This is a genomic window from Acidisoma sp. S159, assembly GCF_009766125.1.
Classification (GTDB): domain Bacteria; phylum Pseudomonadota; class Alphaproteobacteria; order Acetobacterales; family Acetobacteraceae; genus Acidisoma.
The window spans coordinates 251,467-263,367 of the sequence record NZ_LMUG01000007.1 but is presented as its reverse complement, the minus strand read 5'-3'; the positions used below and the strand labels follow the sequence as shown (position 1 = coordinate 263,367).

10 protein-coding genes and 1 pseudogene are annotated in these 11,901 nt (G+C 59.2%); 8 read left to right on the top strand and 3 right to left on the bottom strand.

Annotated features, from left to right (window positions below):
- Window positions 1-119 precede the first annotated feature (119 nt).
- Window positions 120-332 (top strand): annotated as a pseudogene (locus GSQ92_RS31550) (MFS transporter); the annotation flags it as partial.
- Window positions 333-370: 38 nt separating this feature from the next.
- Window positions 371-928 (top strand): hypothetical protein, encoded by a 558-nt coding sequence (locus GSQ92_RS03135; protein WP_254066546.1) that lies wholly within the window; start codon window positions 371-373, stop codon window positions 926-928.
- Between the two features lie 103 nt (window positions 929-1,031).
- On the opposite strand, the gene yghU is transcribed toward GSQ92_RS03135, so the two are convergent.
- Complete coding sequence (yghU, locus tag GSQ92_RS03130; protein ID WP_159013003.1) at window positions 1,032-1,904, bottom strand: glutathione-dependent disulfide-bond oxidoreductase; 873 nt, start codon at window positions 1,902-1,904, stop codon at window positions 1,032-1,034.
- 456 nt (window positions 1,905-2,360) lie between these two features.
- On the opposite strand from yghU, the gene GSQ92_RS03125 reads away from it, so the two are divergent.
- From GSQ92_RS03125 to GSQ92_RS31540, 3 genes are all read left to right on the top strand, one after another.
- Window positions 2,361-3,347, top strand: coding sequence for an AraC family transcriptional regulator (locus tag GSQ92_RS03125; protein WP_216856740.1), 987 nt, complete (start codon window positions 2,361-2,363; stop codon window positions 3,345-3,347).
- 257 nt (window positions 3,348-3,604) lie between these two features.
- Window positions 3,605-4,435, top strand: coding sequence for a sigma-70 family RNA polymerase sigma factor (locus GSQ92_RS31545; RefSeq protein WP_371418535.1), 831 nt, complete (start codon window positions 3,605-3,607; stop codon window positions 4,433-4,435).
- Between the two features lie 67 nt (window positions 4,436-4,502).
- A complete protein-coding gene (locus GSQ92_RS31540; protein ID WP_158803435.1) occupies window positions 4,503-4,823 on the top strand; it encodes a DUF1127 domain-containing protein in 321 nt (106 codons plus the stop codon).
- Between the two features lie 938 nt (window positions 4,824-5,761).
- Here the strand turns inward: GSQ92_RS31540 and GSQ92_RS03100 are convergent.
- Entirely contained in the window at window positions 5,762-7,177 is a 1,416-nt protein-coding gene (locus tag GSQ92_RS03100; protein WP_254065679.1) for an FAD-binding oxidoreductase, read from the bottom strand.
- A 77-nt stretch (window positions 7,178-7,254) separates the two neighbouring features.
- Window positions 7,255-7,965, bottom strand: coding sequence for a FadR/GntR family transcriptional regulator (locus GSQ92_RS03095; protein WP_158803436.1), 711 nt, complete (start codon window positions 7,963-7,965; stop codon window positions 7,255-7,257).
- A gap of 157 nt (window positions 7,966-8,122) precedes the next feature.
- Here GSQ92_RS03095 and GSQ92_RS03090 point away from each other — a divergent pair, with 157 nt between their 5' ends.
- Genes GSQ92_RS03090 through GSQ92_RS03080 form a run of 3 tightly spaced genes read left to right on the top strand, consistent with a single transcriptional unit; the run spans window position 8,123 to window position 11,894 of the window.
- Window positions 8,123-9,667, top strand: coding sequence for a sugar ABC transporter ATP-binding protein (locus GSQ92_RS03090; protein ID WP_159013000.1), 1,545 nt, complete (start codon window positions 8,123-8,125; stop codon window positions 9,665-9,667).
- Window positions 9,668-9,671: 4 nt separating this feature from the next.
- Window positions 9,672-10,715, top strand: a complete 1,044-nt coding sequence (locus tag GSQ92_RS03085) for an ABC transporter permease (RefSeq protein WP_158803438.1) — start codon at window positions 9,672-9,674, stop codon at window positions 10,713-10,715.
- A gap of 60 nt (window positions 10,716-10,775) precedes the next feature.
- Window positions 10,776-11,894: a substrate-binding domain-containing protein gene (locus GSQ92_RS03080; RefSeq protein ID WP_174246663.1), complete on the top strand. Its 1,119-nt coding sequence runs from the start codon at window positions 10,776-10,778 to the stop codon at window positions 11,892-11,894.
- The last annotated feature ends 7 nt before the right edge of the window (window positions 11,895-11,901 follow it).

Here is an 11,901-nt window from a genome sequence, read left to right as displayed (position 1 = left end):
TATCAGGTCGGCCTGATCTACTTCTCCGGCATCTTCGCGTCTTCCGTCGCCGGACGCCTGGTGAAGCGTGGGGGGTAGCGAGGCTCAACCAAATTGCGTTGCTTTGCGCTTCCGTCGGGATGCTGGGCCTGGCTACCGGATCCCTCCCGGTCATGATCGCGGGTTCGCTGCTCATCGGTATTGGATACGCGTTTAACAATCCCTGCTCATCGCATATGCTGCATGGGCAGACACCAGCCCGCCTGCGCAACATCATCTTTTCGATCAAGCAAGCAGGGGTTCCAGCGGGAGGAGTATTGGCCGCGCTTGCGATCCCACCTCTCACGGAAGCTTTCGGCTTCCATATCGCGCTGGCGCTGAGCGCCATCCCTTGCCTGTTGCTGGGCATGTTGTTGGAATCCTGCGAGATTGGTGGGATGGCGACCGGAAGCCGGAAACCCGGGTTGGGGGCCGCGCAATCTGGGCGGGTCAGGTCCTTATCTGGTCCCGGCCGAGCCTTCGCGCGATTTCCCTGCTCGGCTTCTTCTACTCAGAAATCCAGTTGAGTGTTTCGGCTTTCACCGTTGCGATGCTGGTCACCGATCTCGGCTGGACTCCGATCCGGGCGGGCGGCGTTGCCGCGGTTGTGCAGGTGTGCGGTGCGGTGGGCCGTATCTCCTGGGGGATTGTCGCCGACGTGCTGGGTGCCGGCTTCCTGGTTCTCTCCGGCCTGGGCGTGGCGAGCGGCCTTCTGCATCCTGATTTTGTGGAGCGGCAGCTTGGTCGTCGGAGCGGAGATCGCCGTCCTTTGCGTTCTCGGCGCTTGCGCTGTGGGTTGGAACGAGATGGTCCTGGGTCCATTGGCCGTGCGCTTGACGTAGCCGACACCGTGGCAGCGGAGAACTGGGCGCGATGGCAAAAGGCAACCCAGACCTGGAACCGATGCTGACCTGATCATCAGGCTGGCAGTGGCAGGGCGAGACGGTCCTTGGCGTAAGAACCGCTGAACTCGCGATGTGCAGACGCTCGACCGCCTTCGTCCGCGAGGGTCGTCAGGTCGGCAGCGCCAATTTGTCCTGTGTCTTCGTCTCAAAGTCAGTGGCGTCATGACGTTCATGCAACTGGGACGAAGGTTCTCCAAAGATGCGGTTGACCATACGACCGCGACGGACCGCCGGCCGTTCGCCAATTGTGTCCGCCCAGCGCCGCAGATTCCCGTAATCCTGAACTGACAGAAACTCGGCAGCTTCATAAAGCCAGCCATTCACCAGACCACCATACCACGGCCAAACCGCTATATCCGCGATGGTGTAATCGCTTCCCGCCAAATACTCGGTTTCAGCGAGGCGGCGGTCGAGCACGTCGAGTTGGCGTTTCACCTCCATAGCGAATCGATCGATGGGGTATTCGAACTTCGACGGCGCATAGGCATAGAAATGGCCGAATCCTCCCCCTAGATAAGGTGCACTGCCCATTTGCCAAAACAGCCATGATAGGCATTCGGCCCGCCCCGGGCCGCCGGGTGGCAGGAAGGCGCCAAACTTTTCCGCCAGATAAAGCAAGATCGCACCCGACTCGAATACCCGGACCGGCGTCGGACCACCACGATCGATCAACGCTGGTATTTTTGAGTTTGGATTGGCCGCGACGAAACCGCTTCCGAACTGATCGCCGTCGCCGATTCTAATCAGCCAGGCGTCGTATTCCGCGCCGTGATGGCCAAGAGCCAGCAATTCCTCGAGCAGCACCGTGACCTTCACCCCATTCGGCGTTGCCAGTGAGTGGAGCTGAAGGGGATGGCGACCAACCGGCAAGTCCTTGCCATGCGTCGGTCCCGCGATCGGGCGATTGATATTCGCGAACCGGCCACCGTTCGCCTTGTTCCAGGTCCAGACTTTCGGCGGCGCATACTCTGAATCAGCCATATTAAACCTCCAGGCGTTGAACAGCGGCAGTCGTGCGTTGAACATGACGAGCACGGTCGAGCATCCGGGACTGCCTCCACCCGAAGCGCTGCGCCACTCCGCATTCGGCCAACTCTCCGCGTGGAAGTTTGATGCGAACAAAAGGCATAGTGGCTATGTCCTGTCGTCTAAATGAGCGCGATCGGCGAACTCAGCGCTTTTCTTGCGTTGCTACCGAACCAGTACTGCTTGGCATAGACGCTTTTGCGCCGGAAGTCGTGGGTGAAGCCCGGGTTATTGCTTAATAGTAGCAAACAGAGTATTTCTTATATGGTAAGATCTGTCAAAAATATGAAACGGCTCTGCTCGAGGAGTTTGGGATGCGCCCTCCAAGCAGACGTAGTTAAAGGCCAATGTTGTGCCCCGGGACAAATCCTTCAGCGAGTCGGTCGGCAAAGAATTCAGAGAGCCGGAGAAGTGACATCCAAAAATAGCGAAGCCCGCGCGGGATTTCCAACATTCTCGTACGCTGGCGTCCCCAAAGGGCAAAAGTACGAGGCATGGCGCGAGGAATTTTGCCGGCGCTTCTGCCAGCTCGATGTCGAGCCGGGCACGGCCGAGCGAATCGAATGCACAGTTGAGGTGACCAAGATTGGCTCGCTGTCATTTGGAGCAGCCCAGGGCACATCCGGCAGCTTCTTGCGTACCCCGGACCTTCTCTCCGACGGCTGTGATGACCTTGTGCTGGTCACTGCGGTAACGGGTGATATCCTTACCGTCCAACGAGGACGCACTGTCGAGCTTCGGCCGACGCAAGCGTGCCTGATGTCCTTGGACGATGTAGCCGAGTGCGGTCTTAGCCAGGGAGCCCGATTTACCGCCCTTCGCATCCCGAGGCGCGAGCTAGTCGGCATTTGTGGGGAGGCGGAGGACAAGCTTTCCAAGCCGCTGGCGGGGAGCCTCCGCATACGCGAGATCGTTGCTGATTATTTCGCGCTCTGTGCAGCGAAAGCCGCTTCGCTTGACGCTCTCGGCCAGCACACGATGGCACGGCACATGACTGAACTTGTGGGGTTGCTGCTGAGAACGGATGTCAACGAGGCGATGCCGGCATTGCAGGACGGCTACGCCGCGGCACGCCTGCAGCTTATTCAAACTCAGATGCTCAAACGCCTTAGCGACGGCAATCTGACCATCCATTCGCTAGCTCGGCTAGTCGGGCTAAGCCCAAAGCAAATACAACGGTTATTCGGCGCAACCAATTTTACCTTCTCGGAGTTCTTACTCGAACAACGTCTGCTATCGGCGCACCGCCAGCTTTCCGCCGCAGGCGCCCGTGGAGATAAGATAAGCGCCATCGCATACGACGTCGGATTCGGCGACTTGTCCTACTTCAATCGGAGTTTTCGCAGCAGGTTCGGCATGACACCCTCCGAATGGCGTAATGCCCAGCCGGCACAGTAACAACCATTCTGGTTCGGAATGGACGACGGTCCCGAGCCTCGATAGGCCAGCTACTCAGGCTGCCGCGCAGTGCTACGCAGTGCGCACTCAACCTCCAGCGGGCGAACTCACCGATCGCATCGGGAGTAAAGACGTGTCCTGCTGAGCAATACGATTGTCCGCCAAATCCAAGACGCCAGTCGGAAGACATTGTGTATTGCGTGCAGCTCCAGCAGCTTTCTTGCCCGGGCGATTGAGGGAGAGAGAACTTGTCAATCATGGCAACATGCCATGCCGGTGCTCGTGTCAACGCGCGCGCCCGCGTGAGAGATGACCTCACCTTTGCTAATCGTGGCGGAGGATTGGCAAGGCCTGGCGTGTCGGTGATCGAGCCCGTAATGCCCAGGGCCAACACCGGCGCAGGAGATCGGCCAGACCAAACCATATCGCGTACACTGGTGCAATCCGTTGTCCCGAGTTCGTTTGCAAATCCTCTAGCGCCGGGTCCCGTATTACAGCACGATTCAATCGCAGTATCGGCAACGGCAACGGCAACGGCAACGGCTCCGGCGTTCGAGACTACAATCTTGCCACATCTCAATGCCGCTTATGACCTAGCGCTTTGGCTAACACGTGACTCGGTCGAGGCAGAAGACACTGTTCAGGATGCCTGCGTTAGGGCTCTACGATATTTCTGCTCATTCCGCGGTGAAAGTGGGAGAGCTTGGCTGCTGAAGATTGTCCGTAATACAGCCTATGTTCGACTGAGGTCTCGCAACACGGTCGCAGAGGTCGCGTACGGGAATTTCGGAAGTGAATTTAACGACGGGGACATCGGCTTAGACCTTGCAGACCCTAATCCAGGACCGGAGGCCACTCTCTCGAGCGCCCAGGAATTCGCACAGCTGAGGGCGGTGATGTCGGAGCTTCCGATCGATCTGCGCGAATGCCTCATACTTCGTGAGATGAGGGAGCTTACGTATAAAGAAATAGCTTGGATCACGGATGTCTCGATTGGCACTGTGATGTCGCGTCTGTATCGAGCGCGTCGCCTATTGATGGCGTCATGGAGTCGGCCCGACTTATCGACGGTGACAGCGCTTTTGTGATCTTTGAACGACGGACAAGATCGAGTGCGAAGCGAACGCACAATTCGGCTGAAGGGAATAAGAGAGCATGCCGTTCGTACGGAAAGTTTACGCTGCGTTTTTCGATGTATCGACTTTCATAAGACGAAGGCGCCGCGAGACAGGTCATTTTGAAAGTCTATGGGGTGCCGTTATGCGGGCGAGGCGGATATCCCGTGAGCGGGGGCAGCTTTTAGAGATGAGCGCCCGCATGCTCGCTGACATCGGCCTTTCGCCTGGCGATGCGCAGATGGAGGGCTCTCGATCCTTTTGGGACATACCGGCCTCGAAGACCCAGACCTCCCTTAGCTGCGATGACTCGCCCTCGCGCAGTCGAAGCCAAGCGCAAGGTCGGGAGGAGACCCGATGAAAAGTAGCACGTCCCGTGGCGTTGGTGCAGTCCTGCTCCTACCTCCGACGCGAACCGCTGGTTCGAGGGTCACTGATTTGATTTTAGCGCGGACTGGGGCATGATAAATTGCCGTGTTCTAGAAGTCGAGCTAAATAGAACCTTGTCCTAGACCTGGGCCGCCATGGCTCTCGGGAGCGTTGTCACGTGGACGCTTCCGCTTCGGGCACAGGCACGCATCTGCGAATGGAGCATGCCGGGTTCCGTACGGATCAGGAGCAGGCGTACCAGGGAGCAAAATACGGGTGGCAACAGTTCCTGGCTAAGCTCGGCGAGGTTTTGGCGGGGACAGGCCGAAGCGAGCCGCGAGATAAAGGTAAATGAAAAGACGACATACCGCTCGATATCTTCGGGTAACGTGATCTGGTCAGAACTAGGAGCTTCACGGCCAGCCTCCGCGTTCCGCGCCGCGCCGAATTTTCCGTGCAGGCCGCAACGTTCGGCCTCGAGGTTGTTGAAGGTCTTGTATCAATCCGGATAGTCAGGCGTGAGATTGGCGCTCTATAGTGGCGGACAGATTTAGCGGGAAGATCGTCATTTCCATAGGCTCGCTTGACCCATTTACGGCTGCGGCGGTTGTGGTAGCCACGGCGGCCACAGACGCAGTTTACGTTATGTTTACGTCGGCTGTCTTGGCACGACGGCGGGTCGCTGCTGCGAGCTGGAGCAGCTTCTGGTATCTGTTGTCCTCCTACGCTGTGATCAGCTATACGGGAAATTGGGTCTATGTGTTTTTTGCGGCCTTGGGGTCTTGGGTTGGAGCCTATGCATCCATCACTTTTCTTCGGCGACACCCTACCGTTTCGCCAGCAGGAGGCGCCTTAGATAAGAAATGAGCGTGGAGGGTCCAGGATAGAGCACAACTCCAAAAGAATGAGTTTTTCCCTTCCGCGGCAGGATCAGAGGACTTTGCCCGGGTTGAGAATGCCGTTGGGATCGAACATCGTCTTTGCGGAACGCATCACTTCCATTTCCACCGCGTGCTTTACGCCGGGGAGAAGCACACGTTTCGACTGTCCTATTCCATGTTCGGCCGAGATCGACCCATTGTATCGAGCGACGATTTCATGGACCACGACATTCACCTCCTCCCATCGCGCCAGAAAGGCTTCCTTGTCGCCGCCTAAAGGCTGGCTGACGTTGAAGTGGATATTGCCGTCGCCAACGTGACCGAAGGGAAGAACGCGCGCTCCTGGCACGAAGCGCTCGACGGCCGGAATGGCTTCGGCCAGGAAACGCGCGACATCCGAGACGGGGACGGAGACGTCATGCTTGATCGAACCTCCTTCACGGCCCTGCACTTCCGACATGCTCTCACGCGGTCGCCACAGGGCCTTGGCTTGTTCGATCGAGGCGGCCAGTACCGCGTCGAGCACGAGGCCTTGCTCCATGGCATCGCTCAACAGCGTCTCCAGGACGGTATCGATCCCGCTGTCGGTGCCGGAAGAAATCTCGATCAGGACATACCAGGCATAGGCGGTCGCGAGCGGATCGCGCGAGCCCAGATCATGCTTAATCGCAAGTTCGATGCCGAACCGTGGCATGAGTTCGAAAGCGGTAAGAGTGGCGCTGTTCTGCGCCTGCGCGATTTGCAGCAGGGCGAGTGCCGCCTCCGGGTCGGGCACCGCGACGAAGGCGGTCGCGACTGAGCGAGGGCGCGGGAAGAGCTTCAGGACGGCGGCCGTGACCACGCCCAAAGTACCCTCGGAACCGACGAACAGGCCGCGAAAATCGTAGCCCGTATTGTCTTTCCTCAAATGCCGCATGTTGCGCCAGAGGCGTCCGTCCGCGAGTACAACCTCCAGACCAAGCACAAGGTCTCGCATATTGCCGTAGGCAATGACGCCTGTGCCGCCAGCGTTGGTGCCGATATTGCCGCCGATCGTGCAACTCCCTTCCGATGGGAGCGACAGCGGAAACAGCCGATTGGCGGATTCCGCCGCTTCGCGGACCCGTTGTAGCGTAACGCCGGCCTCAACATCGATGGTGTTGCCGATTGGATCGATGGCACGGATAGCGTTCAGGCGGGCCAGTGACAGGACGATCTGGTGGCCGGATCCATCTGGTACTTGTCCGCCGACGAGGCCGGTATTGCCGCCTTGAGGGACGATCGCGGTACGTGTCGTGTTCGCGAGGGCCAGAATCTGTTGCACTTCCGCTGTGGAACCTGGCCGCAGCACGAGGGCGGCCCTACCGTGATATCGGTCACGCGGCTCCTCGACGAAGGGCTGCTGGTCTGAACGCTCGCGTATCGCATATCGGCCTCCGACAATCGCGGAAAACTGGGCAAGAAGATCGTCAGGTGGCATTGTCATGACGAGACGTTCGCAGTCCTAAATCTGAGGCCGACGACCGCGGTCTTCGGCCGACCGGTTAGCGCAAAATAGAAACTTCAGCTCGGGCCTTTGAAGATACGGTCGCAGGCATTGCTAAGGTGTTGACGCATCGCGGCCTTGGCGACTTCCTGGTCGCCCGCCTCAATCGCATTGTAGATCATCACATGCTCGGTCTGCACACCCTGGATGTGTTCGGCCGTTCGTGACATCGACAATGTGCGCGCGAGATCGATGGTGAATTCGATTTGCTGGCGCATCGCCATCATCGCCGACACGAACCACTCATTGGCGGAGGCGCGGGTTACCGCCATATGAAAGCGAAAGTCCACGTCCCCACCAACCATTTTGGCTTCGATCATGGTGCCAAGTCCGATGAGGCTTTCGCGGATGATGGAAAGATCTTCCGGCGTGCGGTTGCCGGCGGCATGACAGGCCGCCTCCCCCTCAATCGCGATGCGGAAGGCATAGCATTTCGCGATCTGTTCCAGACTGCTGATCGGACCGAAGGCGATACGCGCGGCGAGTTCTAGATTGGCCGGGGTTTTCTTGACGTAGCTGCCAGACCCGCGCCGCGAGATGATCAAGCCCTCGTCGCGGAGGCGGGACAGGGTTTCGCGCACGACCGGGCGCGAAACCCCGAATTGCTGCGCGATTTCCGTCTCCGCGGGCAGCCGGCTCCCATCTGTGAGCTCCCCACGGTCGATCAGGCCGACAAGCGCGTCGTACAGCTCGTCACCAAGGCGCCGCGATGGCCGAATGACTGCCACAACCTCTCCCCAAGCCATCAACTTGACAGACAACTCGTCCGAAAAAGTCGGCTCTGCCGCAATCCAGCGGTTATTTGCTTGACACAGTTACAGCTTCTGAACAACCCTATCCTGGTCATACGCCAGAAAAACATGGCGTGAAGGAGGGATATCCAAGATGGAGGTCGTGCAAGAAGCACGTTCCCGAACTGAGACTTCGCGCCTGCTGGAAATGGCCGGCATTTCCAAACGATTCGGCGGGACACAGGCCCTCAGGGACGTGTCGCTCACGGCTTGCCGCGGCGAAATCGTGGCTCTGCTCGGAGAGAACGGCGCAGGCAAATCCACGCTCATCAAAATCATGGCGGGGGTCGTGGCACTTGATTCCGGCAGCATTGCCTATGCGGGCCGCGACTACACCACCTCCGCGCGGCAAATGCCGATTTCGTTCATCCATCAGGATCTTGGCCTGATCGAATGGATGACGGTCTCCGAAAATATTTGCCTGTCGCTTGGCTATCCCAAACGCTACGGCCTGCTCAACTGGTCCGATTCCCGCAAGCGCGCGGCCGAGGCGCTGAATCATCTAGGCGTTGACATCGACCCGGACGACCGGGTGCAGAATCTCAATCGCACGGAAAAATCGCTGGTCGCTATTTGCCGCGCTCTGGTGACGGAGGCGGAGCTTCTGGTTCTGGACGAACCGACGGCCAGTCTGCCGGCTGACGAGGTTGCCCGGCTATTCACCGTCCTGCGGCGCTTGCGGGAGCGTGGCGTCGGAATGATCTATGTCTCCCATCGCCTCGATGAGGTCTTCGAGATTGCGGACCGCATGGTCGTTCTGCGCGACGGCCAAACGGTCGGAGACCGTGCCGTTGCCGAGGTGACGCCGCATGATGCGATTCTGATGATCGTTGGGCGCGAGCCCTCGCAGATCTTCAGGCGTCCGGTTGAAAAACTCGGGCAGCCACGGCTAGCGTTAGAGGGCGTCTGCATCGATGACGTCGGTCCCATCGACGCGGAGTTCCGCGCGGGTGAGGTCGTGGGATTGGTCGGGCTCCGCGGTGCGGGGCACGAGGCCGTGGGCCGCAGCTTATTCGGCCTGTTGCCGATGACGGCGGGTGTTTCCAAGCTCGACGGCACCCCATTCGCGGCGGTTTCCCCACGCCAGGCAATGGCGGCTGGCATCGTGCTGGTTTGGGGCGACCGCACATCCGGTTCGATAGTGCCGACGCTGTCCGTGCGCGAGAATTTGTTTCTCAACCCGCCCGCGGCCGGACACGGACTTTTCAAATATCTCTCGCCCTCGAAAGAGACATCCGCCGCGATAAAGCTCGGCGGGAGCGTCCATCTTCGGCCCAATGCACCGACCATGGCGATCGAGGCCCTGTCGGGCGGCAATCAGCAGAAGGTCGTCGTCGGACGTTGGCTGCATCTGCGCGGCAAGGTCTACATCTTTGAAGACCCGACGGCGGGAGTCGATGTCGGCGCCAAGGCCGAGATTTATCGGCTGTTCAATGAGGTCGTTGAACAGGGCGCCTGTATCATAGTGGTCTCAACGGATTTCGAGGAAGTGGCGAATGTCTGCCACCGTGCGCTCGTCTTCGACAGAGGCAAGGTCGTTGCTGAATTGCATAGCGACGACCTCTCCGTAGGCTCCCTTCTCGCTGCTGCCTCGGCGCGCGTGGGCCCTGTCGAAACGCTCTCTTCCAGTCACGGGTGAGGCCATGCAATCCCTGGAATCCAATGCGCTCGAGCCGACCCGATCCGAACTCAAGGGCCTTTCGCGGATCGAGGTCATCCGCCGGCTCTTGCCCGTTTACGGTTTGCCGGTTCTGACGGTCATTCTGATCGTCGTCTTTTCCATTCTCTTGCCCGACACATTTCCGACCATGCTCAATGTGCGGTCCATCCTGAGCGATAAAGCGATCATCGCTTTGCTATCGCTGGCCGCGATGCTGCCTATGATGGCGGGGCGTATCGATCTCACGGTCGGCTACGGCATCGTGCTCTGGCATATCCTGGCGATCAGCTTGCAAACCCAGTACGGCTTGAGCTGGGAAGTCGCGGTCGTGCTGGTTCTTCTGGCCGGGGCGTTTTGTGGGCTGATCAATGGACTCCTCGTCGAGATCGCAAAGATCGACAGCTTCATAGCGACTTTGGGTACTGGCACAATTATTTACGCGCTCGCTTTGTGGCATACCGGCGGCCAGCAGGTGATGGGCCATCTTCCGCGCGGCTTTCTCGAAATCAACGGAACCTGGTTTGTCGGCCTGCCCATCACCGCCTTCTACGTCCTGGCGCTTGCTGTTCTGCTCTGGATCGTTACCGAGCGGCTGCCGATGGGCCGGTTCATCTATGCGATCGGCGCCAATCCGCGAGCCGCCGCTTTGAACGGCATTCCGGTCCGCGGCTATGTGATCGGCGTGTTCGTCGCATCCAGCACATTGACCGCTTTCGCCGGCATCGTGCTTGCCAGCAAGTTGAGAATCGGACAGGCGAGCGTCGGGCTCGAATATCTCTTGCCGGCTCTCGTCGGGGCTTTCCTCGGATCGACGACGATCAAGCCGGGCCGTGTCAATGTCTGGGGGACGCTGGTTGGCGTGCTGATCCTGGCCGTGGGCATCTCGGGTATTCAGCAGTTTGGCGGGGCTTTCTTTGTTGAGCCACTGTTCAACGGAGCCACGCTTGTCGTCGCGATCGGCATCGCCGGATACGCGCAACGCCGGCGCTCGGTGACCCGCCGGAGGGATTCCAATCCGGCAACGTAAACTCTCAATGGCCGCGCCCAATCGATAATGACGGCCTTTCAATGAAAGACGGAGGAATACATGTCTCTGAATCACTGCCGACTGACTGGGCTTCTCCTCGCCTCTGCCGCGTTCATTACCATGACGGCATCCTTCGCGATGGCGGATGATGCGTATATGACATCAGCCAAAGACTATATCGCGAAGGTTACCGCCTCCGCGCCACCCTGGAGCGGACCCACCACCGGCCCGAAGGATGTTGGACATAAGCTCGTCGTTTATGTCGCCACGGACGAACGCAACGGCGGTGTGAAAGGCGTCAGCGATGGCGCGGCGGAAGCCGCGAAGGTCATGGGTTGGACCTATCGAACACTGGACGGGCAGGGCTCGGTTTCCGGCCGTGCAACAGCCATGAGCCAGGCGATCGCCCTCAAGCCAGACGGAATCATCCTGGGCTCGGTCGATGCCGCTGAACAGGCACCGTTGATCGAGCAGGCAGTCCAGCAAGGCGTCAAGATTGTCGCTTGGCACTCCGGACCCAAGCCGGGCAAGCTGGATAACTCTCCGATCTTCACCAATATCACGACAGATCCGCTGGATGTCGCCAAGGCCTCCGCGCTCTATGCGGTGGTCGACTCGGGTGGCAAGGCCAATGTCGTGCTGTTCACAGACAGCATTTATTCCATCGCGACAGCTAAGACCAACGCCGAGGCCGCGGTTCTCAAGGGCTGTGCCGGGTGCTCCATCCTGGCGATTGAGGACACGCCGCTGGGCGACGTCTCCAACCGCATGCCGCAGCTGACGACGTCGTTGCTGTCGAAGTTTGGCACGAAATGGACCTATTCGATCGGCGTCAACGACCTCTACTACGACTTCATCGCGCCGTCCTTGCAGGCGGCCGGTATCGCGGGTGACGGCTATCCGCGCAATATCTCGGCCGGCGACGGATCGAAATCAGCTTTCGAGCGGATCCGGGATAAGCAATATCAGATCGGCACGGTTGCAGATCCGCTTACGCTTCAGGGATGGCAATCCATCGATGAGATGAACCGCGCCTTCGCGGGACAGCCGCCGAGCGGATTCGTCAATCCGGTCCATCTTTTTACCGCTGCCAATATCGATGATGATGGCGGCAAGAATGGCTTATTCGAGCCCGCGAACGGCTACCGCGACGCCTACAAAAAGATCTGGGGCAAGTAAAACCGAG